Origin of the sequence: Amycolatopsis thermophila, assembly GCF_030814215.1 — a bacterium.
Classification (GTDB): Bacteria; Actinomycetota; Actinomycetes; order Mycobacteriales; family Pseudonocardiaceae; genus Amycolatopsis_E; species Amycolatopsis_E thermophila.
In genome coordinates this window covers 5,971,086-5,994,420 of the sequence record NZ_JAUSUT010000001.1, presented here as the reverse complement: position 1 = coordinate 5,994,420, position 23,335 = coordinate 5,971,086, and the positions used below count along the sequence as shown (strand labels likewise).

General features: G+C 74.0%; 24 protein-coding genes and 1 pseudogene. 14 read left to right on the top strand and 11 right to left on the bottom strand.

Translation table 11 applies throughout. From position 1 onward, the window contains the following. The first annotated feature begins 177 nt into the window (after positions 1-177). Positions 178-801, top strand: a complete 624-nt coding sequence (locus tag FB470_RS29440) for a TetR/AcrR family transcriptional regulator (protein ID WP_306996674.1) — start codon at positions 178-180, stop codon at positions 799-801. After that, entirely contained in the window at positions 798-1,679 is an 882-nt protein-coding gene (gene mmuM / locus FB470_RS29435) for a homocysteine S-methyltransferase (protein ID WP_306996670.1), read from the top strand. The genes FB470_RS29440 and mmuM overlap by 4 nt, the downstream gene beginning before the upstream one ends. Here mmuM and FB470_RS29430 read toward each other — a convergent pair. Genes FB470_RS29430 through FB470_RS29420 form a run of 3 tightly spaced genes read right to left on the bottom strand, consistent with a single transcriptional unit; the run spans position 1,645 to position 5,246 of the window. Next, complete coding sequence (locus FB470_RS29430; protein ID WP_306996669.1) at positions 1,645-2,541, bottom strand: UbiA family prenyltransferase; 897 nt, start codon at positions 2,539-2,541, stop codon at positions 1,645-1,647. The genes mmuM and FB470_RS29430 overlap by 35 nt on opposite strands. Next, the gene (locus tag FB470_RS29425) at positions 2,529-3,755 is read right to left on the bottom strand and encodes a cytochrome P450 (RefSeq protein ID WP_306996667.1); all 1,227 of its coding nucleotides are present in this window, start codon (positions 3,753-3,755) and stop codon (positions 2,529-2,531) included. Before FB470_RS29425 ends, FB470_RS29430 begins: the two co-directional genes overlap by 13 nt. Next, positions 3,756-5,246 (bottom strand): prenyltransferase/squalene oxidase repeat-containing protein, encoded by a 1,491-nt coding sequence (locus FB470_RS29420; RefSeq protein WP_306996665.1) that lies wholly within the window; start codon positions 5,244-5,246, stop codon positions 3,756-3,758. Positions 5,247-5,459: 213 nt separating this feature from the next. On the opposite strand from FB470_RS29420, the gene FB470_RS29415 reads away from it, so the two are divergent. Then, on the top strand, positions 5,460-6,368 hold the full coding sequence (locus FB470_RS29415; protein ID WP_306996663.1) for a proteasome assembly chaperone family protein: 909 nt from the start codon (positions 5,460-5,462) through the stop codon (positions 6,366-6,368). 77 nt (positions 6,369-6,445) lie between these two features. On the opposite strand, the gene FB470_RS29410 is transcribed toward FB470_RS29415, so the two are convergent. Then, positions 6,446-7,777, bottom strand: coding sequence for a carboxylesterase/lipase family protein (locus tag FB470_RS29410; RefSeq protein ID WP_306996661.1), 1,332 nt, complete (start codon positions 7,775-7,777; stop codon positions 6,446-6,448). 175 nt (positions 7,778-7,952) lie between these two features. Here FB470_RS29410 and FB470_RS29405 point away from each other — a divergent pair, with 175 nt between their 5' ends. Together FB470_RS29405 and FB470_RS29400 are read left to right on the top strand one after the other, a co-directional pair. Beyond that, complete coding sequence (locus FB470_RS29405) at positions 7,953-9,245, top strand: phosphoribosyltransferase family protein (RefSeq protein ID WP_306996659.1); 1,293 nt, start codon at positions 7,953-7,955, stop codon at positions 9,243-9,245. A 244-nt stretch (positions 9,246-9,489) separates the two neighbouring features. After that, complete coding sequence (locus FB470_RS29400) at positions 9,490-9,660, top strand: hypothetical protein (RefSeq protein ID WP_306996657.1); 171 nt, start codon at positions 9,490-9,492, stop codon at positions 9,658-9,660. Positions 9,661-10,218: 558 nt separating this feature from the next. On the opposite strand, the gene FB470_RS29395 is transcribed toward FB470_RS29400, so the two are convergent. Further along, positions 10,219-10,791: an NUDIX hydrolase gene (locus FB470_RS29395; RefSeq protein WP_306996655.1), complete on the bottom strand. Its 573-nt coding sequence runs from the start codon at positions 10,789-10,791 to the stop codon at positions 10,219-10,221. Between the two features lie 79 nt (positions 10,792-10,870). Between FB470_RS29395 and FB470_RS29390 the strand changes: the two genes are divergently transcribed. Both FB470_RS29390 and FB470_RS29385 read left to right on the top strand, forming a co-directional pair. Then, positions 10,871-12,874 carry an acyltransferase family protein gene (locus FB470_RS29390; RefSeq protein ID WP_306996653.1) on the top strand — a complete coding sequence of 668 codons (2,004 nt, stop codon included), beginning with the start codon at positions 10,871-10,873 and terminating at the stop codon, positions 12,872-12,874. 137 nt (positions 12,875-13,011) lie between these two features. Continuing rightward, the gene (locus FB470_RS29385; protein ID WP_306996651.1) at positions 13,012-13,380 is read left to right on the top strand and encodes a hypothetical protein; all 369 of its coding nucleotides are present in this window, start codon (positions 13,012-13,014) and stop codon (positions 13,378-13,380) included. On the opposite strand, the gene FB470_RS29380 is transcribed toward FB470_RS29385, so the two are convergent. Then, positions 13,367-13,780 (bottom strand): STAS domain-containing protein, encoded by a 414-nt coding sequence (locus tag FB470_RS29380; protein WP_306996649.1) that lies wholly within the window; start codon positions 13,778-13,780, stop codon positions 13,367-13,369. The genes FB470_RS29385 and FB470_RS29380 overlap by 14 nt on opposite strands. Positions 13,781-13,957: 177 nt before the next feature. Next, a complete protein-coding gene (locus FB470_RS29375) occupies positions 13,958-14,638 on the bottom strand; it encodes a GNAT family N-acetyltransferase (RefSeq protein ID WP_306999547.1) in 681 nt (226 codons plus the stop codon). A 98-nt stretch (positions 14,639-14,736) separates the two neighbouring features. Here FB470_RS29375 and FB470_RS29370 point away from each other — a divergent pair, with 98 nt between their 5' ends. The 3 genes from FB470_RS29370 to FB470_RS29360 are packed head-to-tail and all read left to right on the top strand — an operon-like array spanning position 14,737 to position 16,729. Further along, the gene (locus FB470_RS29370) at positions 14,737-15,165 is read left to right on the top strand and encodes a YbaB/EbfC family nucleoid-associated protein (protein WP_306996647.1); all 429 of its coding nucleotides are present in this window, start codon (positions 14,737-14,739) and stop codon (positions 15,163-15,165) included. Beyond that, entirely contained in the window at positions 15,162-15,479 is a 318-nt protein-coding gene (locus tag FB470_RS29365) for a hypothetical protein (protein ID WP_306996645.1), read from the top strand. Before FB470_RS29370 ends, FB470_RS29365 begins: the two co-directional genes overlap by 4 nt. Further along, on the top strand, positions 15,476-16,729 hold the full coding sequence (locus FB470_RS29360) for a WXG100 family type VII secretion target (RefSeq protein ID WP_306996643.1): 1,254 nt from the start codon (positions 15,476-15,478) through the stop codon (positions 16,727-16,729). Before FB470_RS29365 ends, FB470_RS29360 begins: the two co-directional genes overlap by 4 nt. Positions 16,730-16,742: 13 nt before the next feature. On the opposite strand, the gene FB470_RS29355 is transcribed toward FB470_RS29360, so the two are convergent. After that, a complete protein-coding gene (locus FB470_RS29355; protein ID WP_306996641.1) occupies positions 16,743-17,738 on the bottom strand; it encodes a Gfo/Idh/MocA family protein in 996 nt (331 codons plus the stop codon). A 54-nt stretch (positions 17,739-17,792) separates the two neighbouring features. Here FB470_RS29355 and corA point away from each other — a divergent pair, with 54 nt between their 5' ends. Beyond that, a complete protein-coding gene (gene corA, locus FB470_RS29350) occupies positions 17,793-18,764 on the top strand; it encodes a magnesium/cobalt transporter CorA (protein ID WP_306996639.1) in 972 nt (323 codons plus the stop codon). Between the two features lie 51 nt (positions 18,765-18,815). Here the strand turns inward: corA and FB470_RS29345 are convergent, their stop codons facing one another. Then, the gene (locus FB470_RS29345) at positions 18,816-19,352 is read right to left on the bottom strand and encodes a L,D-transpeptidase (protein WP_306996638.1); all 537 of its coding nucleotides are present in this window, start codon (positions 19,350-19,352) and stop codon (positions 18,816-18,818) included. Positions 19,353-19,776: 424 nt separating this feature from the next. Between FB470_RS29345 and FB470_RS29340 the strand changes: the two genes are divergently transcribed. Together FB470_RS29340 and FB470_RS29335 are read left to right on the top strand one after the other, a co-directional pair. Next, positions 19,777-19,938 (top strand): hypothetical protein, encoded by a 162-nt coding sequence (locus tag FB470_RS29340; protein WP_306996637.1) that lies wholly within the window; start codon positions 19,777-19,779, stop codon positions 19,936-19,938. Positions 19,939-19,979: 41 nt separating this feature from the next. After that, the gene (locus FB470_RS29335; RefSeq protein ID WP_306996636.1) at positions 19,980-20,564 is read left to right on the top strand and encodes a dihydrofolate reductase family protein; all 585 of its coding nucleotides are present in this window, start codon (positions 19,980-19,982) and stop codon (positions 20,562-20,564) included. Between the two features lie 16 nt (positions 20,565-20,580). Here FB470_RS29335 and FB470_RS29330 read toward each other — a convergent pair whose 3' ends face one another. Continuing rightward, positions 20,581-21,111 (bottom strand): TetR/AcrR family transcriptional regulator, encoded by a 531-nt coding sequence (locus FB470_RS29330; protein WP_306996635.1) that lies wholly within the window; start codon positions 21,109-21,111, stop codon positions 20,581-20,583. Between the two features lie 88 nt (positions 21,112-21,199). Here FB470_RS29330 and FB470_RS29325 point away from each other — a divergent pair, with 88 nt between their 5' ends. Then, the gene (locus FB470_RS29325; protein WP_306999545.1) at positions 21,200-22,690 is read left to right on the top strand and encodes an MFS transporter; all 1,491 of its coding nucleotides are present in this window, start codon (positions 21,200-21,202) and stop codon (positions 22,688-22,690) included. Here the strand turns inward: FB470_RS29325 and FB470_RS36025 are convergent. Further along, positions 22,687-23,309 (bottom strand): annotated as a pseudogene (locus tag FB470_RS36025) (transposase family protein); the annotation flags it as partial. The gene FB470_RS29325 and the pseudogene FB470_RS36025 overlap by 4 nt on opposite strands. Between the last annotated feature and the right edge of the window lie 26 nt (positions 23,310-23,335).

The following is a 23,335-nucleotide window of genomic DNA, read 5'->3' as shown; positions in this document are numbered from 1 at the left end:
GCGCCGGGTGCCGCTCCACCCTCCCCGCCGAGCCGGCCCGGCGCGCGTCCCCTCGCCCGCGGGACGCGCGCCTCCCGGCGCCGGTGGTCCGGACCGCGGCGCCGATCCTCCGGCACGGCAGGGAAAAACCGGTGCCGCGGAGATGTCGTTGCCCGCACGGCGCACTACGATGGGGTGATGACCGGCATCTCCACGCCTGCCCGGAACACGTTCCGCGAGCAGCAGTGGCGGGAAGCACACGACCGCTACCTCGAGTGCGCCCGGGAGGTCTTCGCCCACCTCGGGTACCACGCCGCCACGGTCGCCGACATCGTGGCCGCGGCCAACGGCAGCCGGGCCACGTTCTACGCGCACTTCCGCGACAAGGCCGACATCGCGGCCGCGCTGTTCGAGCGGATCCTCGCCGACACCGCGGCGCTCTACCGCAGGCTCGCGCGGTTCCCCGAGCTGACCAAGGACCGCGTGCGCGCGTGGCTGGACGAAGAGGTGCTGGCGTTCTGGTCGCGCTACGCCGTGGAGATCGACGTGCTCACCCAGGCCGTCGCCGACGATCCGCGCGTCGCGGCGCGGCACTACCAGTGGGGCGTGGACGCGGCCCGCGAGCTGGGCCCGTACCTGACACTGTGGACCGGTGAGCACGAGCAGGCCGGGCTCACCCGCGCGCTGCTGCTGGTGCTGCAACTGGAACAGGCCTGCTACCACTGGCTGATCCGCGGCGTCGGCCACGACCGCCGGCTCGTGCTGGACGTGCTCGCCGACGTGTGGTGGCGCGAGCTGACCTTCCTGCGCGCCGGGCCGTGACCGTCGTCCTGGACGGTGGCCTGGCCACCGAACTGGAGGCGCGCGGCCACGACCTGTCCGACGCGCTGTGGTCGGCCCGGCTCCTCGCCGACGACCCGGCGGAGATCGTCGCGGCCCACCGGGCCTTCTTCCGCGCCGGGGCGCGGGTCGCGACGACGGCCAGCTACCAGGCCAGTTTCGCCGGCTTCGCCGAGGCCGGCCTGGACCGCGGGGAGGCCGTCCGGCTGCTGGAGGTGAGCGTCGAACTCGCGCGGGAGGCGCGCACCGATCCCGGTCAGCTGGTCGCGGCGTCGATCGGCCCGTACGGCGCGACGCTGGCCGACGGTTCGGAGTACCGCGGCCACTACGGTTTGTCCGTGGCGGAGCTGGCGGCCTTCCACCGTCCCCGCGCGGAGGTCCTGGCCGCGGCCGGTCCGGACCTGCTGGCGTGCGAGACGGTGCCCGATGTGGACGAAGCCGAGGCGATGCTGCTGGCGATCGAAGGCCTCGGCGTGCCGGCGTGGCTGTCCTACACCATCGACGGCGAGGCCACGCGCGGCGGGCAGCCGCTGACCGAGGCGTTCGCCGTGGCGCGGGGCAACGACCAGGTCGTCGCGGTCGGGGTCAACTGCTGCGACCCGCGCGACGTCGCCGCGGCGGTCACGATCGCCCGCGAGGCGAGCGGGAAACCGGTGATCGCCTACCCCAACAGCGGCGAGAACTGGGACGCGCGAGCCCGCCGGTGGGCCGGCTCGTCCCGGTTCGCGCCGGCACTGGTGCGCGACTGGCTGGACGCGGGGGCGTCCTGGGTGGGCGGCTGCTGCCGCGTGGGGCCGGGGGACATCGCCGCGCTGGCAGCCGTCGTCAGCCCGCCAGCAGCGGGATCGCCACCAGGCTGAGATCGCCGAGGAGCACGATCGGCGTGGCGAGTTCCCGCATGCGGGACAACGAGCGCCGGGGTCCGGCGAGCGCGGTCATCCCGGCCAGGAACGCCCCTTCGGTCACCGCTCCGGTGATCGCCCACGCCGCCCCGTAGCGCCACCAGAGCCCGGCCCCCAGCAGGAGGAGCCCGGCCGCGACGAGCCCGCACGAGACCAGCAACGTCCGCCAGGGGCCGTAGCGCGCGCCGGGCGTGCCGATGCCCGTCCGCGCGTCGGCTTCGTGGTCCGGGACCGAGAACCACGTCGTCCGGCCGAACGCGAGCACGCACAGCCCCGCCAGCACGGGCACCATCGACGCCTCCAGCGCCGGCCGCACCGCGAAGTACGACGCCATCCCCGGCACCGCCAGGAACCCGGCACCGAACACCGCCGGCCCGGCCAGCCCGCGCCGCTTCAACCGCACCGGTTCCAGGTTGTACGACAGGTGCGCGGCGAGCGCGGCGGCGAGCACCACCGGCACCGCCCACCGCCCCAGCCGCAGCGCCACCACCGCCGCGAGCACCATGGCCGCGATCGCTTCGGCCGCGGCCCAGCCGAAGATCCGCCTGCTGCCGAACCGTCCGGCCGCACCCGTCAGCGCGGTCTTGTCCCGGTCGTGCCGGTCCGTGCGCACGTCGGCGGCGGTGTTCAGCGCCAGCCCGGCCAGCAGCGACAACACCGTGGCCGCCACGGTCACCAGGACCGGCCCGCCGATGAGGTCGCGCGGTTCCGCGGCCGCGAACGCCGCCCCCCACCACGCGTAGGCCAGGTAGCTCAACGGCAACGGGAAGTGCAGCCGGTGCACGAGGAGCACCGCCCGCCACCCGGTCAGTCCCGGCACGACACGACTTCCATGCGCAGCCGCGCGGACGGCGCCATCGCGTGGCCCCGCAACCGCACCACGCCGGCACGCGGGTTGACGCACCGCAGCACGCGGCGGCGCAGCACGGCCACCGTGATCATCCGGATCTCCAGCAGGCCGAGTTGGCTGCCCAGGCAGTACCGGCTGCCGCCGCCGAAGGGCAGGAAACCCTCCGGGGTGCCACGCCGGTCCAGGAACCGCCCCGGGTCGAAGGTGTGCGGCGAGGGGAAGTACTCGGCTCGGTGGTGCGCCAGGTAGATCCCGGGTGTGAGGACCGTTCCGGCGGGCAGCGTCCGGCCGGGCAGCTCCATCGGCTCGGTCAGCATCCGGTTGCCGGCGACCTCGACCGGCGGGTGCAACCGCAGCGCCTCGGAGATCACCGCCTGCAGGACCGGGAAGCCCGCCGGATCGGAGCCGTCCCCGCCGTTGTCCACTTCGGACAGCACGGCGTCGAGCAGGTCCGGGCGGCGGGTGAGCCAGTACAGCGTCCACGCGGTCGCCGACGCTGTCGTCTCGTGGCCGGCGAACAGCAGTGACACCACCTGGTCGCGCAGTTCGGCGTCGGGCACGGCGGGGTCGCCGGTCAGCAGAGCCGCCATCAGGCTCGTCCGGTCCCGCCCCGACCGCGCCGCGGCCACCAGCCGGGCGTCCAGCTCCGGGCCGGACGAGGGCGGACCGCCCCGCAGCAGGCGGTCGGCCAGCAGGCGGTGGCGTGAGCCCAGCGCCCGGTCGAGCCACGCGGTCACGTCGCCGAGCAGCACCGGATCGGCCGCGCCGAGGATGATCCGCCCGACAATGGTGAGCGCGAGCCGCCGCGTCCACCCGGCCAGGCCGAACACCGTGCCGGCGGGCAGCGCGTCGACGGCCGCGCCGGCCGATTCGGCGATGACCCCGTGGTACGCCTCGAGCCGGCGCCCCCGCAGCGGTGCCCCGAACACCTTCCGGTAGTGGGCGTGGCGCGCACCGTCCGCCCAGAGCACGGACCTCGGGCCCAGCAGCGGGGACAGGGAACGGCTGCCGGGATGCCGCAGGTGCGCGTCCTGCCGGAACAGCGAGGTGAGCACGTCGTGGTGCCACACCAGGATCTTCGGCGCGGGACCGCCGCGGACGTCCAGCGTCGCCGCCGGGTCGTCGGCGTGCGCGTGCAGGAACGACAGGGGCGCGACGGCGAGCGCGAGTTCGGTGCGGTTCATTCACGCCGTCCGCCCGGCCGGCCCGGGGCACCACCGGGCCAGCACTGCGCCGATGCGGGGCCGGGCGAGTGCCAGGTGCAGCGCGGCGATCCCCTCGGCCCGCACGATCCGGCCCGGCGTGTACAGGTCCTTGTCGTGCCACAGCGGCGGATGCCCGGCATCCGGCCAGGACAGCAGGAACGCGCACCCGCGCGCGGCGGCCTCGTCGGCGCGGCGCTCGCCCGCCCGCGCCAGGACCTGCACCGCGTAGGCGGTCTCCTCGAACGTGCCCGACCACCGGCCCCACGAACCGTCCGGCCGCTGGGTGTCCAGCAGCCACCGCAACGCCCGGGCTCGGGCCGTCTCGGCGTACCCGCCGGCGGCCAGTGCGATCACGCACCGCGCGGTGGCGTAGTACGGGGAGGCGTGCCACTTGTCGGTCCAGCTGCCGTCGGGGTGCTGCCGCTCCGCGATCCACCCGGCGACCCCATCGGCCACTTCGGACGGTCCCCGCGCTCGCAAGGCCTGCAGGACGTGGGCGTTGGTCGTCACCGACGGCGTGCGCTCGTCCGGGTAGGTGCAGAAGTGGTCGCCGGCGAGGTACTCGCGCAGGCAGTCGCACGGGTGGGCCCGGCCGTGCGCGGCGAGCGCGTGCAGCACCGTCGCGGTGTCGTCGGCGTCCGGGGGCAGGCCGGCGCCGCCCGCGGCCCCGTGCGGTCCGATCCCGGCCGCCAGGCCGTCGAGCACGCCGTCCGGGACCGCGACCGGCACGCCCGCGCCGGCGAAGGCGGACAGCACCCACGACCGCTCGAACAGCGCCAGCGGCGCGGCTACCGGCACCGGGCCGCGGTGGCGGGCCTGGAGGTCCTCCAGGTACTTCAGGCCGGGGCCGCTGCCGCCTGGGCCCAGCCAGGCCGCCGTCGCGGCGGGGGAGCACCCGAGACCGTCGGCGCCGGGCCGGGCGGACGGGACGCGCCGTGCGGCCGCCCCCAGCGCCTCCAGCGAATGCAGGATCTTGTCCGGCGGCGCCGCGCCCCGGTCCACCATCCGGCGCAACCCGTCCAGCAACTCCGGGCTGGTCCCGTCCGGGTGCGGCAGGACGGCCCCGAGACGGGCGTTGACGGCCGACACGAGTGCCGGCACCAGGATCTCGACGGCCACGGTGTCCGGGAGAGCGGCGCGCAGGCGCGGGCCCCACCGCGTGGACAGCGCTTCCAGGCCGCGACGGGCCGCGGCCGCCGGCGCGGGCGCGCCGGTGCGGCCGGACTCCGCCAGCAGCGCGTCGACGGCGCTGAGCGTGGGCAGCAGCCCGTACCCCTCCGGGCCGCCCCAGCCGCCGTCCGGTGCCTGCTCGGCCAGCAGGAACGCGACGCGGTTCGCGTGCCCCGCCAGGTGCGGGACGAGGGCGACGAGGCGGGCGGTCTCGTACACCGAGGGCGAGAAGTCCCCGTGCGGGTCGGTGGCCATGGCGTGCACGAGTTGCCGTGCCGGTTCGGCGAGGTCGGCGTTCATAGGCGGTCCCCCGGGGTCCAGCGGCCGGGATGATCACGCTCGGTGGATCGGCCGTTACGTTGCGAGATCCAAACTAACACCGCTGAACAGCGTTATGGGGCGGTTTCGCCCGACTGGCCCAGTAGCCCGGCGGATCCGGGCCTCTCGGCGGGATGGATCGCCGCCCTCGCTACGTTGAGTGCTGGGAAGAGGTGCCAGGACAGGCAGGAGGCTGTGGTGTTCGATCCGACGGATCTCTACGAGGTGGACTCGGAGCTCCCGGAGTTGAGCGGGGCGGTGCTGCTGCACCAGCTCGACGGCTTCATGGACGCCGGCCAGGCGGGGGCGCTCGTCACGGAGCACCTCAAGGCGAACTGGGACAACCGGGTGATCGCGCGGTTCGACGTGGACCGGCTGATCGACTACCGGGCGCGGCGGCCGGTGATGACGTTCGACACCGACCACTGGGAGAGCTACGCCACACCGGAGCTGGACGTGCGCCTGTTCCACGACGAGGCCGGCACGCCGTTCCTGTTGCTGAGCGGCCCGGAGCCGGATGCGATGTGGGAGCGGTACGCGGCCGCGGTGCGGTCGCTGGCCGAGCGGTGGGACGTGCGGATGACCGTGTCGTTCCACGGGATCCCGATGGGTGCGCCGCACACACGCCCGCTGGGGGTGACCGCGCACGCGACGCGGCGCGACCTGATCGGCGACTACGAGCCGGTGCTCAACCGGCTGGAGGTGCCGGGCAGCGCGCTGAACCTGACGGAGTTCCGGCTCGGCGAGGCCGGGCACGACGCCGTCGGGTTCGCCGCGCACGTCCCGCACTACCTCGCGCAGTCCCGCTACCCGGCGGCGGCGCTGACCGTGCTGGGCTCCATCACGCGCCTCGCGGGCCTGTCCCTGCCGGACGAGGCGCTGCGGTTGGCCTCGCGCCGCACCGACGCGGAGATCGCCCGGCAGGTCGCGGAATCCGACGAGGTGGCCGAGGTGGTGCACGCGCTGGAGCGGCAGTACGACCTGTTCGTCGAGGCGATGGACGAGAAGAAGACGCTGCTGGCGGACGACGGCTCGATGCCGACTGCGGAGGAACTGGGTGCGGAGTTCGAGCGGTTCCTGGCGGAGCAAGACCGCCGGGACTGACGTAGGCCACCCGGCTGCGGGCCGCCGGGCGCGTGAGCCGCGTCCGGCACCTGGGGGCAGGGCGCCGGCACCCAGGATCAGGGCAGGCGGTGCGGCGCCAGCTTGGGGGCGTGGTGCGGCCATTCGGGTGACGGCGTGCCCGTGCGGGCGAACGACAGCCAGGCCGCCCGCAGTTCCCGGCCCATCTCGTCCAGCGATGTCCAGTCCGCGCCGGCCAGCATCGGGGCCTCGCGCCAGGCGGACTCGTCCCCGAGGAGGAACGGCAGGTCCACGCAGTGCCCCGCCCCGTACGGGGATTCCGGCGCGCCCCAGTCGAACACGTAGCTGTACACGCGCCCGCCCCGCGCCGCGAGCTGGTCGGCGAACGCGCGGGACGGCCCGCCGAACATCCACCGCGTGATGCCGGCCTTCACCGCGTCCATCCCGCGCGCCGTGACCGGGAACCGCTCCAGCTGGGCGATCCCGGGCTTGCCGGTGAGGAACGAGTTCATCTCCGCCGCGGTCGTCCCGATCATCACGTCGACCTCCGGCGCGAACCGGGCCCGCTGCGACAGCCACTGCGCGACGCCCGGCAGGGGAGGGGCGTCGGCGGCGGGGCTGAACGGCGGCACCGAGTACAACCCGCCCGGCCCGCCCGCCTTCACGATGGTCTCGGCCTGCGCGCGGAGGATGTCCGCCACCGGCGCCGTCCGCGGATCGCGGCCCAGTGACGTGGTGAACAGCCGCGCGGTGCGAGCCGTCGTGCGCGCGCCGGCCAGCCGCAGCCCGAGCGGTGCGCTCTGCAGGATCGCGCGGCGGAACAGCCCGCGCGCCTGCGGAAGTGCCATCAGGCATGCGATGGAGTGCGCCCCGGCCGACTGGCCGAACACGGTGACGTCGTCCGGATCGCCGCCGAAGGCCGCGGCGTTGTCCCGCACCCACCGCAACGCGGCGAGCTGGTCGAGCAGGCCCAGGTTGCCGGGTGAGACCCCGGGCAGGCGCAGGTACCCGAGCGCGCCGAGCCGGTAGTTGGGGGCCACGAACACCACGTCGCCCTCGCGGGCCAGCCGGTGTCCGCCGTAGAACCCGAACGACCCGGCCCCCGTGACGTAGGCGCCACCGTGCAGCCACACCAGGACCGGCCGGCGCCGGTCGTCCGCCGCGGGCGTGAGCACCGTCAGGTTGAGACAGTCCTCGTCCTGGCCGGGCACGTCCCGCGGCACGCCCATGACGCCGTCCGGCCGCACCGGCGGCTGCGGGCTGACCGGACCGTGCCGGGTGGCGTCGCGGACTCCCGTCCACGGCTCGGCCGGCTCCGGCGGGGCGAACCGTGCCGCGCGGGCGAACGGGATGCCCCGGAACTCCGCCAGGCCGTCGCCGGTGACGAATCCCCGGAGCTTGCCGCCACCGGCGGCCACAACCGTGTCCACACCACCACTCTAACGGCCGAACCGGCGCATGATCGCGGTGCGGATCTCACCGCGGCCACGCTCGGTGCCCGGCCGTCATCGTGGGGCCGTTCGGCCCAGTGAGGCCCAATGACCCTCGCCGCGGGCCGGTGCCGCGGATACGGTCGCCGGAGAACTTCGCGGAGGAGGTACTCCGATGCCGTTCACCGACCGGAGGGACGCCGGTCGCCGCCTCGGGGCGCGACTGGACCGGTGGCGAGGCAGGGACGTCGTCGTGCTCGGGCTGCCGCGCGGGGGTGTGCCGGTGGCCTACGAGGTGGCCCGCGCGCTCGGGGCGCCGCTGGACGTGATCCTGGTGCGCAAGCTCGGGGTGCCGTTCCAGCCGGAACTCGGCCTGGGCGCCGTCGGCGAGGGCGGGCTGCGCGTGGTCGACCGGGACCTGGTGCGGCGTTTCGGGATCGACGAGGCCGAGCTGGCGCGCATCGAGTCCGTGGAACGGTCCGAATTGGACCGTCGCGCGGCGCGGTTCCGGGCGCGGGGGACGCGGCTGCCGCTGGCCGGCCGGACCGCGATCGTCGTCGACGACGGCGCCGCGACCGGGGCCAGCGCGCGCGTCGCGGTGGAGGCTGCGCGGGCGGACGGGGCGGCGCACGTCGTGCTCGCGGTGCCGGTCGGGTCGCGGCAGGCGCTCGAAGCGCTGCGGCAGGACGCCGACGAGCTGGTGTGCCTGGAGTGTCCGTCGGCGTTCACCGCCGTGGGCCAGTGGTACGACGACTTCGCGCAGACCCCGGACGAGGAGGTGGCACGGCTGCTCGCGGGTGAGGCCGGGGAACCCGACCCGGGCTCCGGCGACGAGGAGGTCACCGTGTTCGCCGGTGCCGTGCCGCTGGCCGGGCGGCTCACCATGCCGGAGCGGCCGGCCGGGATCGTCGTGTTCGCGCACGGCGGCAGCAGCGGGCGGTACAGCGCGCGCGCCCGCTCGGCCGCCGACGTCCTGCACCAGGCCGGCATCGCCACCCTCCTGGTGGACCTGCTGACCCCGAGCGAGGAGGCCGACCGGGCACGCGTGTTCGCCGTCGAACTGCTGGCCAACCGGCTCGTCGAGGTGACCCGCTGGGTGCGGCGGCGCACCGGGCTGCCGGTCGGCTACTTCGGCACCGGGACGGGAGCCGCGGCCGCGCTGTGGGCGGCGACGGACTACCGGGTCGAGGTGGCGGCGGTCGTCGCGCGCGGTGGGCGGCCGGACCTGGCGGCGAAACGGCTCGGATGGGTGCGGGCGCCGACGATGCTCATCGCGGGCGCGCGCGACTCCGAGGTGCTGGAGGTGAACCGGAAGGCGCGGGCGCAGCTGCGCGGGGAGGCGCACCTGGTGGCGGTGCCCGGGGCGACGGGGCTGTTCGAGGAGCCCGGGGTGCTGGCGGAGGCGGCGTGCGCGGCCCGGGACTGGTTCCGGGCGCATCTGGTGCCGGTCCGGGTCGACGGTGGTTGATGCTGTGCCCGCGCCGAGGTTCGTTCCGCGGCCCGCGCACGGCCGTGCCGCCGCCCGGTCCGGCCCGGGGTGACACCCCGTGCCACGTCACCCGATCCGGCTGTCCACAATGGACTTCTGAAAATTCCCCGGTGATCCCCGGCGTGTCGCCTTGCGTGCCCTCGAACAGGTGTTCTAGTGTTCGACGCGGCCGGTCGGGGAGTGACGGGCCGCGATTGAGTACGACAGGGGCAGGGGAGTGGCGATGGCCTACAAGATCACGCACGTCTCGCGCGCACAGGAGATCCGGTTCCCGACGCAGGCGGCGGCCGAGCACTACGCCGACCGGCTCGGCGGGGGCCTGGACAAGTGGCGAGTGCGCGAGGCCGGCGCGGAGACACCGGACGCCGCGGGGCAATCAGCCCAGCGCGGCTGAGGTCCGGCGGCCGAGCGGGTATCGCGCCCGCCTCGCCAGGTGAGCGCGCGGACTCTCGGGTTCCCCTGGTGGGGAAGTGTTCCGTGGATCGGCTCGGTGGGTCGGCTCGGTGGGCGGCGTGGGCACGCACCCCGCCCGCGACGCCAGAGGGCGGGGGCACCCGTGCGGTCCCGGCGCCACCGGCCCGGCGCGGCTGAGGTCCGGCGGCCGGTGGACACTCCGCCCGGCTCGGGCCTCATCAGGGGAGCGCGTGGACTCTGTCAGGTTCCCCCGGTGGGGAAGTGTTCCGTGGATCGGCTCGGTGGGCGGCGTGGGCACGCACCCGCGACGTCAGAGGCCGGGGCACCCGTACGGCCCCAGCGCGGCGGGGCAATCGGCCCAGCGCGGCTGAGGTCCGACGGTCGGGCGGGTACCGCGCCCGGCTCCGGCCCCGCCAGGTGAGCGCCCGGCGTCGGGGCCGACCGCCCACCCCACCTGGGCACGGCCTCGCCACCCCCACGGCCGTAACGCGACGGGGGACCGCAGGGCAGCCGAGCGGCCCCCGGGCCATCGAGGAGCTCACCGCCACGCGAAGACCGGCTGCTCGAGGTGCGCGACGCGCGTCGTGCGGCCGTAGAGCGCCGCCTCGCGGAACTGGTACAGCACGGCCGCGGTCGGGGCGTGCACGAGATGCCCGACCAGCGGCAGCTGGATCACCGGCCGGTCCGACTCGGGGATCGTCAGGAACCGCGGCTCCACCGCGAGGTCCCGCACCGGGATCACGTCCACGTGCGCGACCTCCGCCGGGTTGGGCCGCAGCCGCGGTGTCCCGCCGAGCCGCACCACCACCGGCGTGATCACGTAGCCGGACCGCGTCGGGTAGTCGTCGAGCAGGCCGACGCACTCATCGCGGCTCGCGGTCACGCCCAGTTCCTCCGCCAGTTCGCGCAGGGCGGCGGCGACCGCGTCCTCGCCCGCGTCCAGGCGGCCCCCGGGCAGCGCGAACTGCCCCGGATGGGCCCGCATGCCGCTCGCCCGCCGGGTCAGCCAGATCGCCGGATCCGCGCCGGACACGACGATGGCGACGGCCGCGGCGCGCCGCCCGTCGAGCGGGATCGCGACCCGCTCGAAATCCCGGAGATCGATGTCCATCCTCCCGACCCTAACCGGACCCCGCGGGGACGATCGGTAATCTCGATCCCGCCGGGAACGCCGATCGGGAAAGGTGACGATGAGCCAGACGCCACCGCGCACCCGGTTCCGCCCCGAGATCGAAGGCCTGCGCGCCCTCGCCTGCGTCCTGGTCGTCGTCTACCACGTGTGGCTCGGCCGGATCTCCGGCGGCGTCGACGTGTTCTTCTTCCTCACCGGGTTCCTCATCACCGGCCAGCTCTTCCGCGCGGGCCTGCGCGGGCGCGTCGAGTTCAGGCCGCTGTGGGCGCGGATGATCACGAGGCTGTTCCCGGCCACGCTCACGGTGCTGCTGGTGGTGGTCGTCGCCGGCGCGCTCGTGCTGCCGCAGAGCCGCTGGCCCGGCACCATCCGCGAGGTCTTCGCCGCCGCGCTGTACCTGGAGAACTGGCAGCTGGCGGCGGACTCGGCCGACTACTTCGCCCGGCACGCCGACGCCAGCCTGGTGCAGCACTTCTGGTCGCTCGCCATCCAGGGCCAGTTCTACGTCGTCTGGCCGCTCCTGGTGGCCGCGGTGGCGGCCCTGGCGCGGGGACGCCTGCGCGTGGCGCTCACCGGCACGCTGGCGGTCGTCGCCGCGGCGTCGCTGACGTACTCGGTGTGGCTGACCGCCGAGAACCAGCCGCTGGCCTACTTCTCGTCGCTCACCAGGGTGTGGGAGTTCGCGCTCGGCGGCCTGCTCGCCCTCGTGATCGACGCGGTCACGCTGCCGCGCGCGCTGCGGATCGCGCTCGGCTGGCTCGGCGTCGCCGGGCTGGTCGCGTGCGGGCTCGTCCTGCAGGTCGGCACGGTGTTCCCCGGTTACGCCGCGCTGTGGCCGGTCGCCTCGGCCGCGATGGGGCTGCTGGCCGGCACGACCGGCAGCGCGGTGGCCGCCGACCGGCTGCTGACCACCCGGCCGCTGGCCTACCTGGGCAGGCTCAGCTTCTCCCTCTACCTGTGGCACTGGCCCGTGCTGGTGCTCTACCTCGTCCACCGCGGCCGCGGCGAGGTCGGGCCCCTCGGCGGCGCCGCCGTCATCGCGATCGCGCTGGCGCTGTCCGTGGCGACCCACCACCTGATCGAGTCCCCGGTCCGCCGGTCGGGACTACCGGTGCGCGGCGCCTACCGGTTCGCCGTGCTCGCGATGATCCCGGTGCTCGCCGCCGCGGGCGCCTGGCGGATCGCGGGCGTCTCGCGGACGGAGGTGACCGCGGCGGGCGACCGCGACCACCCCGGCGCGCTGGCCCGCACGCCCGGGTTCGTCTACCGCGGCGCGGACGAGGTGACCCCGGTGCCGTCACCGGTCGCGCTGCCCGCCGACTGGGCCTGGATCGACAACTGCACCGAGTCACCGCGCGGCGCGGAACTGAAGGTGTGCACCACGACACCGGACGGCCCGCCGGAGAAGACCCTCGTCGTCGTCGGCGACTCGCACCCCACGCAGTTCGTCGCGGCGCTCGAACCGATCGCGCAGCGGCGCAACTGGCAGCTGGTCGTCATGTCGCGCGGCAGCTGCCCGTTCTCCACCGAGTCCGAGATCGACCCGGACGACCAGGCCTGCCGCGACTGGAACGCCGCCGCCCTGGACGAGATCCTGGACCTGCGGCCGGACGCGGTGTTCACCATGGCCACCCGCGACGTCCGCGCCGGCCTCACCGAGCGGACGCCGCCCGGGTACGTCGAGCAGTGGCGCAAGATCGAGTCGGCCGGCATCCCGGTGCTCGCGGCGCGCGACAACCCCCGCTACGACTACGCGCCCTCCGAATGCGCCGAGCTGCGCGGCGCCGACGCCCCGGAGTGCAACCCGCCGCGCGCCGACTTCTACCCGGACGACCCGCCGTACCGCTTCCTCGACGACGTCCCGCCCAACGTGTCGTTCCTGGACTTCAGCGACTACTACTGCGACGAGGCGGTGTGCCCGCCGGTGATCGGCAACGTGCTGGTCTACCTCGACGACAACCACGTCGGCGCGACCTACCTGGCGACGATGGAGTCGATCGTCGAGGCCGCGATCGACGCCGCGCTCGGGCCGCCCGATCCGGAGCCGCCCGCCCCCGCCTGACCTCCGATCTTCCGCCATCCGGGTGGTGCGATGAACCCGAGCGGGTGCTGTGCGCGGCCCGTCCGCGTGATTTCATTCGGTTCAGGGTGTGATCGAACACGACCCTGGACGGCCGTTGACCACACAGCGGAGGCCCCTTGTCGGACGCACTGGACGCGACCACCCCGGCGACGAGGGTGCGGCTCGACGGCCCGGGCGGGCTCGCGCCGCTGCGGCGGCGGGTCCGCGAGCTGGTGGCGGGTGCCGCCCCGCCGGTCGTGGTCGACGTGCTCCTGCTGGCCGACGGGCTGGCCGGCGCGGCCTGCGAGCACGGGACCGCGCCGTTCGAGGTGCGGCTGTTCCGGTTCGCGGCCGGCGTGCTGCGGGTGGAGGTCACCGGCGTGCCGCCACGGCTGGATCTCGGCCTGGGCGCCCGGGTGCTCGACTCGGTGAGCACGCGCTGGGGGCACACCGCGGACGGGACCCTGTGGGCGGAGCGCGACCTGCGGGCGATCAGCAGGAGCTGAGGGCCTCGTCGCGGCTGCCGTAGACCGGCATGCGCTGGTCGAGACCGGTGATCGACAGCGGCCGTGCCGTGTGCCGGGTCGGCGCCACCACGCGCACGTCCGTGCGCTCGCTCGCCCCCGCCAGCGCGGCCAGGCCCGCGGACCCGAGGAAACTCACCCCGGTCAGGTCGACCACCGCGACCCGTGGCCGGTGGGCGGTCAGCTCGTCCAGGGCGCGTGTCAGCGGTGCGGCGGTGGCCACGTCGACGTCGCCGGCGACCTTCAGCACGGCGATCCCGGGCAGCGGCCAGAAGACCTCGACGCGCAGGGCCCCCGGCGCGGCCCGCGGCACGGGAACCCGGGGCCCGCGCTGGACGGCCGTGCTCACGGCACCGGTGGAGTTGCGCGCCTGGTGGCTCATGACTCTCCTCCCCGACAGCCCTTCTGGCCTGGTCTCTGCCCGTAGGGTAATCAAGGTCACACGGGTCGCACCAGTTCACCGGCGGTGACGCGGCTGGGGGAAATGCCGCTGGGCCAGGGAAACCGCGGTCCGGAAGGGACACTCCCGCCCCGCCGCGGGAACCCGATCGGGCGAGTCTCAGGCCCGCGGCACGCGCACCGACACGAAGTCGATGTCCCGGCGCAGCCGGAAACCGAGCGCGGCGTAGAGGCGGATCGCGCTCGTGTTCGCCGCGGCCGCGTGCAGGAACGGGGTTTCGCCGCGGGCCGCGATGCCGTGCGCCACCGCCAGCACCAGCCGCGTGCCCAGTCCACGCCCGCGGAACCCGGCGTCGGTGCACACGGCGCTGATCTCGGTCCACCCGGGCGGGTGCATGCGTTCCCCGGCCATCGCGATCAGGCGTCCCTCGTGGCGGAAGCCCAGGTACGTGCCGAGTTCGACCGTGCGCGGCAGGAACGGGCCCGGCCGCGTCCGCTCGGCCAGTGCGAGCATGTCGGGCACGTCGGCCGCGGTCAGCTGTACCGCTTCGTCGTCCGGGGCGGTCTCGACGGTCTCGGCCACCATCTGCACGCCCGGGACGTCCATCTCGACGGTCCAGCCCGGCGGCGGGGGCAGCGCGGGCCCGGGCAGGGACAGCGTGCCACCCGGCCCGGCGAGCGCGGCCAGGTCGGCCCAGATGCTTTCGTCCGCTTCGTCCGGCATGGCCGCCCACGGCGAGACGGCCGGGTCGTAGCGGACGGCGCGGCCGTGCGACTGGGCGAAGTGCGCGTGCGGACCGGTCAGGGCGGCGTGCGCGGGATTGTCCAAGGGGGACAACAGGGGAAGAGCCACGCCACGACGTTACCGGTCACCCCGCGGCCACCGGGCGTTCACGTGAGGCTCGTCCCGTTGTGCGCCAAGATCACTACCGTGGCGCGGTGGACACCGAACAGTGGCTCGCGGACTTCCAGCGCCGCGTCGACGACCTGCGCGGCAAGAGCCTGCGGTTGCGGGAACAGCTGACCGAGGCCGCCGGCACGGTCACCTCTCCGGACGGGCTGGTCCGGGTGACCGCGGGCCCGGGCGGTGCGCTCCGGTCGCTGCACATCGACGAGCGCGCCATGTCCGGGACCGCGTCGCGGCTCACCGACACGATCATGCGGACCTTCGGTCAGGCGCAGGCGAAGGTCGCGCACGAGGTCGCCGGCGCGCTCGAACCGCTGGCCGGCGACACCGAGGTGATGGAGGTCGTGCGGTCGTTCCTGCCGCCCGTCCCCGAGGGGGCCGCGGAGGACGAACCCGCGGCCGGGACCGAGTCCCGCGCCGAAGCGGCCGAGGACGACGAAGCGGACGGCCGCCCGTGGTGAGCGGCGGCTACGAGGTCGACCCCGAGGTCCTGGACACCTACGCCGGCGGGCTGGGCGACCGGGCCGGCCGCGTGCACGCCGAGGCCGAGCGGGTCCGCGAGGTCAACGGCGGCGACATCAACGCGTTCGGCGTCGCGGTCGGCCAGGTTCTCGGCATCCCCACCCGCATCGCGCTCGGGGTGCTCGCCGGCCAGGTGGCGTCCGCGGCCGAGGTCTGCACCGCCGAGGCCGAGAACGTGCGTGCTGCGGCTGAGGCCTACCGCGGGACCGACGCGGTCCACGCGGACATCCTGAAGACGGAGGGGCGGTCATGACCACCGGGTTCGACCCGAGCGCCGAGCCGGACTTCGGTGCCGGGGTCGTGATCACGAGCACCAACCAGTTCTCCGGCGCCGGTTTCCTCGACTCGTACACGTTCCTCATCCGCAGCTGCGACGACATCAGGACCGCCGACGAGGCGGACAAGGCCGCGCTCGGCGCGGCGATCGGTCTCGGCGTGATCGCCTCCGCCGTCGACACGGTCAAGCTCGCCATCAACCCGCTGGGCAGCCTGATCTCGGCCGGCCTGGGCTGGCTGATCGAGCACGTGAGCTTCCTGCGCGAGCCCCTGGACATGCTCATGGGCGACCCGGACGAGATCCAGAAACTGGGGGAGGAGGTCCACCGGATCGCCGAGTCGCTCCGCAAGATCGGCGAGGATCAGACCAAGTCCCTGGACGGCGCGGTCGCGGGCTGGACCGGATCCGGCGCGGACGCCTTCACCGCGCGGATGCGGGAGCTGGCCGCGGACCTGGAGTCGAAGGCGCACGGCACCGACATCGTCGGTTACCTGATCCACACCAACATGGCGATCATCTCGGCCGTGCGCGGGTTGTTCCGCGACCTGATCACCACGGTGCTGGGCGACATCATCTCCGCGGTGCTGATCGCGATGGCCACCGCGGTGATCACGTTCGGCGCATCGGTGGTCGCGGCCGTCGCCTACAGCGTCACCCAGGCCGCGCTGACCGCCACGTCGATGGCGAGCAAGCTCGCGGCCGTCGTCGCGCAGGCCACCCGCTCGGGGGCGCGGACCCAGCAGCTGGTGAACCTGCTGAAGAGCCGGCCGAACCCCGGGCGGCAGATCGAGCTGCCCACCCGGCCGGGCAGCCCGGCCAGCTCCTACCACACCGCCGACGACGGTGCGAGCGTCCACAGTGGAGCATCGAGCTACCACACGGCCGAGGACGGCGCGAGTGTCCACAGTGGCAGCAGCTCCGGCTCCTACCACACCGCGGCCGGCGACCTGACGCCGCCGAAGGGCCCGTGGACCAAGGCGCACGAGGAGTGGCTCAAGGCCAAGATGCCCGAGCAATGGGGCCAGTACAAGAAGATCGAGAACTGGCTGCGCGACGAGCACCCGGAGTCGTACACGATCTTCAAGCAGTGGATCGCCGACTCCGACAACATCAAGGAGTACTGGTCCTGGCCGGTGAAGGGCACCCAGGACGCGGTCCGGCAGCTGCTGGACATCCAGAAGACCGCTGAGGCCGCTTGGGCGTCCGGGCGGCAGCCGGAGGCCTGAGCGCTGCCCTCGCCTACGCCCGCGGGCGCACCGGGAACCCCGCGGCGCGGTAGCACTCGTCGATGAGGGTCATCGTCGCGACCGCGTCGGCGGGGTCGTTGCGCAGCGGCGCGCCCTCGCGCACGTGCGCGGCGAAGGCCTCCAGCTGGAACGAGTACGACGGCCGTCGCCCGGGGTGCTCCACGCGGTCGCCGTCCGGTGTGCGCACCAGGATCCGGTCGTCGGAGTCCGGGCGCACGTAGTTGACGGCGGTGGCCTCGCCGCGCGTGCCGGTCACGTTCAGGGCGAAGGTCACCTCGTCGGCCGCCATGTCGCACCGCATGGTCGCGCGAGCGCCGCCGGGGAACTCCAGCCGGGCCTCCATCGTCTCGTCCACGCCCGGACGCCCGGCCCGCGCGGTCCCGTGGGCCGACCGCAGGGCCGGCGCGCCACCGGCCCACGGCGCGAGGCCGCGCAGCGCGTGCAGCCCGTAACACCCGACGTCCATCAGCGCACCGCCGGCCAGCTCGAACGACCACCGCGGATCGTCGTCGCCGGGAGCCGGGATGAGCAGCCGCGTCTGGGCAGCGCGCAGCTCGCCCAGCTCACCGGTGGCCAGGATTTCGTGCAGCCGCAGCAGAACCGGGTGGTAGACGTAGTGGAAGGCCTCCATGATCCGCACCCCGGCGCGTGCGGCCGCGCCGGCGACCTCGCGGGCCTCGTCCGCGTTGGCGGCGAACGGTTTCTCGGTCAGCACGTGCTTGCCCGCGCGCACCGCGGCGAGGTTCCACCGGCCGTGCAGCCCGTTGGGCAGCGGGTTGTAGACGACGTCGATCTCATCGTCGGCCAGCAGGGCCTCGTAGGAGCCGGTCACGCGCTCGACGCCGTGCGCCGCGGCGAACGCCTCGGCGCGCTGCCGGTCCCGCGCGGCGACCGCGACCAGCCGGTGCCCGGTCTCGCGGGCGGGCGCGGCGATCGCGGTCCCGGCGATGCGGGCGGCCCCCAGGATGCCGATGCGTAGTGGCTCCACCGCGACCCCCAGCTCTTCGATGCGCTCGTCCGCGGCACAGCCTAGCGTTGGCGTATGGCCCGCACCCGCGTCTACCGCCACGGCGTTCTGGAGTCCGAGAACTTCCCGGCGGCTGAAATGTCCGAATATCTCGAGGATCCGGCGACGGTGGTGTGGCTCGACCTCGTCATGCCGACCGAGGACGATCTGGCCACCATCAGCGAGGAGCTCGGCCTGCACCGCCTCGCCGTCGAGGACGCGGTGCACGAGCACCAGCGGCCCAAACTGGACCGCTACGAAAGCCATTGCTTCCTCACCGCCTACTCGGTCCGGCTCGACCCCGGCACCGGCGAGCTGACCACCAGCGAGCTGGCCGCGTTCCTCACCGACCGCGCCCTGGTGACCGTGCGCAAGGACGAGCACTTCGACATCGAGGAGGTCGTGCGGCGCTGGGACGAGTCGGCCGACCTCGCCAAGAGCGGCGTCGGCTACCTCGTGCACGGTCTGCTCGACTACATCGTGGACAGCCACTTCGCGGCGGTGCAGGCGATGGACGACAAGATCGAGGGGCTCGAGGACGGTGTGTTCGCCGAACAGGTCGACCACACCGCGATGCAGCGCCGCTCGCTGCGGCTGCGCAAGAGCCTGGTGTCGCTGCGGCGGGTCGTGCTGCCGATGCGCGAGGTGGTGAACGCCCTCATGCGGCGCGACCACCACCTCGTCGACGAGACGCTCACCCCGTACTACCAGGACGTGTACGACCACGTGCTGCGGGCGACGGAGTGGACGGAGTCGTTGCGGGACCTGGTCACCACGATCCGCGAGACGCAGCTGAGCCTGCAGGGCAACCGGCTCAACATGATCATGAAGAAGGTCACCAGCTGGGCGGCGATCATCGCGGTGCCGACGGCGATCACCGGGTTCTACGGGCAGAACGTCCCGTACCCGGGATTCGACCAGCCGTGGGGATTCTGGCTCTCGACGGCGGTGATCGTGGTGCTGTCGGCCGCGCTGTACGTGATGTTCAAGCGGCGCGACTGGCTGTGAGCGCTCACGGCGCGGCGAGGCCCAGGACAGGTCGACCACCAGCACCGCGGCTCAGAACACGGCGACCTCGGAGCCGACCGGGAGCGCGTCGAAGAACAGCGCCGCGTCGCGGGCGGAGAGGTGGACGCAGCCGTGCGACGGGCTGTCGAGGCTGCCCTCGTGGAAGGCGATGCCCCCGGGCGCGAAGAACACGGCGTGGTTCATCGGGTCGCCGAACTCGGCGCTGGTGTGGTCGGCGTCCTTCCACGCGACCCGGAAGACGCCGCGGGGCGTGGCGACCGAGTCCGGCGCGGCGGCGGTGCCGGGCATGATCGGCACCGGGCCGTAGGTGATCTCGCCGTCGTGCTGGAGCCAGCTCAGCCGACGTTCCTCGTCGACGCAGACCCGCGCGGTGTCCGGGCACAGTTCGGTGCGGGGCGCGGGCGGGGCGGTGCCGACCAGCGGTGGTGGCGGGACGGGCCGCGCCGCGGGCGCGGCGGCCGGTCCGGGTGCCGGCGCGTCCAGCACGAGCCGGCCGGAGAGGAGCGCGAGTGCGGCGATCGCGGCCCAGCAGGTCTGGCGCTGGAGGCCGGAAGGGGGTGGGACCACGGGCGGCACCCTAGCGAGCGGCGGCCGTTTCCGGGGGCCGAGCCGGGGAGGTTTCGCATCAGGACCACGAGTTCGGGTGAATGTCCAGGCGTGCTCAGGGCGCTGGAGGCCGGAAGGGGGTGGGACCACGGGCGGCACCCTAGCGAGCGGCGGCCGTTTCCGGGGGCCGAGCCGGGGAGGTTTCGCATCAGGACCACGAGTTCGGGTGAATGTCCAGGCGTGCTCAGGGCGCCGAGGTGTCTCGCGCGCGGGCGCGAAATCGCTTTCCCGAAGCACGCGCAGGTGGGACACGCTGCGAAATCCCGCCGCACCCGATGGTCCAGCACGTCGAATGGTGCACGGGGGTGGAGCGGCCGTCGCTGGAAAACGAGGCGCTTTCGCACAACCGGCTCAGTGAACTCCCCGCGCCGGAACGCACCGGGCCGTGTGGATCACCGCCGTCGCGGCGGTGCTGCAACGCGACGACGACCGGGGCGGCGGCAACCCGATCCGGCGCGAGAACATCTACGTGATCTACGCCCGGGATACACCGGTTTCCCGGCGCGGCGATGTCGATCCGGGCGCTCGGCGTTCGTGTAGTTGGTGACGGCCGCCGACGGCGGCCGCGCGAGCGGAAAGGACATCCCGATGCGTTCGATCAGCGTCACCCTGAGCATCACCCTCGACGGCGTCGCGCAGGGGCTCGGCCGTCCCGACGAGGACACCCGCGGCGGCTTCGCCCACGGCGGTTGGGGCACCCGCTACCAGGACGCGGTCGTGGCCGGGGAGATGGCCCAGGGCATGAACCGGCCGGGGGACATGCTCTTCGGACGGCGCACCTGGCAGGACTTCATCGCCGCGTGGGGACGGCGCACCGACGGCAACCCGTTCACCACGCACATGAACGCCGCCACCAAGTACGTCGCCTCGACGACCCTGGAGGACGCCGGCGCCTGGCCCAACTCGGTGCTGCTCCGGGGCGACGCCGTCCGGACGGTGGCCGACCTGAAGTCGCGGCCCGGCAAGGACCTGTCGATCATCGGCAGCGTCTCGCTCGTGCGCACCCTGCACGCCGCCGGCCTGATCGACCGCTACACGCTGCTGATCCACCCGCTGACCCTCGGCTCCGGCGCGCGCCTGTTCGACGGCCCGGCGCCGCTCACCGAGTTCGCGCTCACCGGCAGCGTCACCACGACGAAGGGCGTGATCATCGCCCACTACGACCGGTGCTGACCCCCGCGCCGCCGGCTCAGGACAGGCCCAGCCGGCGGAGGGCTTCGGGGAGCCGGTCGAGGAACGGTTGCGGCGCCGGGCCGCCGAGGGTGGCTCGCAGGTAGAGCCCGTCGCCGAGGAGGCCGACGATCTCGGCGGTGAGGGGGTCCTCGATGTGCTGGGCGAGCAGGTCCGACCAGCGCCGGCCGACCTCGGTCATCGCGTCGGTCACCTTCGGCTCGCTGCCGACGAGGCGCAATGCGGCGACCGCGGCGCGGTGGGCGGGTTTGGCCAGGTCGGCGTCGGTGACCGAGGAGAGCAGGAAGTAGCGCACGACGCCTTCCGGGGCGGCGCGGGCGTACTCGACGTCGGCCGCGGTCAGCCGCAGCAGGCGGTCGACCAGGCCGTCGAGCAGGGCGTCCTTCGACCCGAAGTGGTACAGCAACCCGCCCTTCGACACCTTCGCCCGTGCCGCGACGGCGTCGAGGGTGACCGCGGCCGAACCGCTCTCGATGAGGATGTCCTGGTAGGCGTCCAGGACCTGCTCGCGCACTGAAGGACGTCCCATACCGCTTGACTGTACCGTCCAGACGGTTTACTTTCGATGGGGGGCAAACTGTACCGTCTGGACTGTTCAGAACAGGGTTGGGATCGTGATGGTCGGGGGACGCCGGGACTGGGTGGCGCTGGCGGTGCTGGTGCTGCCGGTCCTGCTGATCAGCGTGGACATGACGGTGCTCGGGTTCGCGCTGCCGTACCTGAGCGAGGACCTCGCGCCCAGCGGCGCCGAGCAGCTGTGGATCGTCGACATCTACTCGTTCGTGCTCGGCGGGCTGCTGGTGTTGATGGGCACGCTCGGGGACCGGATCGGCCGGCGCCGGCTGCTGCTGGCGGGCGCGTTCGCGTTCGGTGCCGCGTCGGTGCTCGCCGCGTTCGCGGCCGGCCCGCTCATGCTCATCGCGGCGCGGGCGCTGCTCGGCGTCGGCGGGGCGACCCTGATGCCCTCGACACTGGCGCTGATCCGCACCCTCTTCACCGACCCGGTGCGGTGGCGGACCGCGATCGCGGTGTGGGGCGCCGGATTCTCCGGCGGCATGGCGCTGGGCCCGGTGCTCGGCGGCTGGCTGCTCGAGCACTTCTGGTGGGGCTCGGTGTTCCTGATCAACGTGCCGGTGATGCTGGTGCTGCTGGTCGCCGGACCGGTCCTGCTGCCCGAGTCGCGCGACCCGGACCCGGGCCGTTTCGACCCGGCTTCGGCGCTGCTGTCCCTGGCGGCGGTGCTGCCCGTGGTCTACGGCATCAAGCGGTTCGCCGAGCACGGCGCCGGTCCGATCGCCGCCCTGAGCGTGCTGGCCGGCGTGGGGCTGGGCGTGGTGTTCGTGCGCCGGCAGCGCGCGCTGCCGGACCCGATGCTGGACCTTGCCCTGTTCCGGGATCGGCGGTTCAGCGCGTCGGTGCTGACGAACACGCTCGGGGTGTTCGCCCTCGTCGGGCTGCTGTTCCTGGTGCCGCAGTACCTGCAGCTCGTCCTCGGGATGCGACCGCTGGCAGCGGCGTTGTGGCTGCTGCCCGCCACCGTGGCCGGGGTCGGGGGGGCGTTCGCCGCGGCGCGCCTGTCCCGGCGGTTCCCGGTTCGGTGGCTGATCGGCGGGGGACTGCTCGTCGCGGCGGCCGGGTTCGGGTCCCTGGTCGCGCTGGGCGTCCACAGTGGACTCGCGGTGCTGGTGTCCGGCATGGCGCTCGTCGGGTTCGGGGTGTCGCTGTCCGAGACGCTCACCAACGACCTGATCGTCACGGCCGCGCCACCCGAACGGGCCGGCGCGGCATCGGCGATCTCCGAGACCGGGTTCGAACTGGGCGGTGCCCTCGGCACGGCGGTGCTCGGCAGCATCGCGTCGGCGGCCTACCGCGCCGGGGTGCCGTCCGGGGCGGGGGAGGCCGCGCGCGACACCCTCGGCGGGGCGGTCGCCACGGCCGCCACCCTGCCCGCCGGCCGGGCCGAAGCGCTGCTGTCCACGGCGAAGGAGGCGTTCGTGCACGGCATGCAGATCAGCGCGGCGGCCGGTGCGGTCCTGCTCGCCTACACCGGGATCCAGGCGCTGGTCCTGTTGCGCGCACAGCGCGCCGGGGACCGCGTGCCGGCCTAGCCGAGTAAGTCCGATCTCGGTCGGTGGTCGTAGGCGATCCGGGATCCGGTGGTCGGTGGCGTGGTTGTGCCAGATGGCGGCGGCAAGGGCGAGCAGTCGGTGGGCGACGCGGGCGGCGACGCCGTCGACGGTCCGGGAGGCGCAGCCCTTGTCGGCCAGAATCAGCAGTCCTGGCCGGTCGTGCATCAGGGCGCGGTCCTGGTCCGGCACGGCCATCAGCACCTGACGCTCGTGGAGCTTGGGGTCGGCCAGGGCCCAGGTGATCGGCAGCCCGGCCGGGGTGCGGTGCAGGCGCTGGCCCCAGAAGAAGTGGGAGTGGCTCGCGCAGTAGCCGTAACCGGCCCAGCCGGCCAGGTTCGGCCGCTTACTCTGGGGCGGGACCGTGCGCATTCCCGGGGTGGAATCCACGATCCAGGTCGTGTCCGCCCACAGATCGGTGTCGGGAGCCAGCACCCGGGTCCGCCGGTCGAGCAGCGGGACCGAGGCACGCAGCCGCTTGTTGTAACCAACTGGCCGCGCGGGTAAGGGCAGGCGCCCGGCACATGACGGGGCACAAACCGCAACCACCGTGCCTCCGACCGCACCACAACAGCACCTGCGCCAACGCCAGCGTCAGCAGCAAACTGATCTTGACCACCCTTCGCC

What these genes read in the sequence shown, in the direction of transcription:
- FB470_RS29390 (WP_306996653.1), top strand. Translation starts at nt 10,871, where the DNA reads ATGAGCCAGACGCCACCGCGCACCCGGTTCCGCCCCGAGATCGAAGGC.
- FB470_RS29335 (WP_306996636.1), top strand. Translation starts at nt 19,980, where the DNA reads ATGCGTTCGATCAGCGTCACCCTGAGCATCACCCTCGACGGCGTCGCG.
- FB470_RS29330 (WP_306996635.1), bottom strand. Translation starts at nt 21,111, where the DNA reads ATGGGACGTCCTTCAGTGCGCGAGCAGGTCCTGGACGCCTACCAGGAC.
- FB470_RS29380 (WP_306996649.1), bottom strand. Translation starts at nt 13,780, where the DNA reads ATGAGCCACCAGGCGCGCAACTCCACCGGTGCCGTGAGCACGGCCGTC.
- FB470_RS29425 (WP_306996667.1), bottom strand. Translation starts at nt 3,755, where the DNA reads ATGAACCGCACCGAACTCGCGCTCGCCGTCGCGCCCCTGTCGTTCCTG.
- FB470_RS29400 (WP_306996657.1), top strand. Translation starts at nt 9,490, where the DNA reads ATGGCCTACAAGATCACGCACGTCTCGCGCGCACAGGAGATCCGGTTC.
- FB470_RS29420 (WP_306996665.1), bottom strand. Translation starts at nt 5,246, where the DNA reads ATGAACGCCGACCTCGCCGAACCGGCACGGCAACTCGTGCACGCCATG.
- FB470_RS29395 (WP_306996655.1), bottom strand. Translation starts at nt 10,791, where the DNA reads ATGGACATCGATCTCCGGGATTTCGAGCGGGTCGCGATCCCGCTCGAC.
- FB470_RS29325 (WP_306999545.1), top strand. Translation starts at nt 21,200, where the DNA reads ATGGTCGGGGGACGCCGGGACTGGGTGGCGCTGGCGGTGCTGGTGCTG.
- FB470_RS29360 (WP_306996643.1), top strand. Translation starts at nt 15,476, where the DNA reads ATGACCACCGGGTTCGACCCGAGCGCCGAGCCGGACTTCGGTGCCGGG.
- FB470_RS29440 (WP_306996674.1), top strand. Translation starts at nt 178, where the DNA reads ATGACCGGCATCTCCACGCCTGCCCGGAACACGTTCCGCGAGCAGCAG.
- FB470_RS29405 (WP_306996659.1), top strand. Translation starts at nt 7,953, where the DNA reads ATGCCGTTCACCGACCGGAGGGACGCCGGTCGCCGCCTCGGGGCGCGA.
- corA (WP_306996639.1), top strand. Translation starts at nt 17,793, where the DNA reads ATGGCCCGCACCCGCGTCTACCGCCACGGCGTTCTGGAGTCCGAGAAC.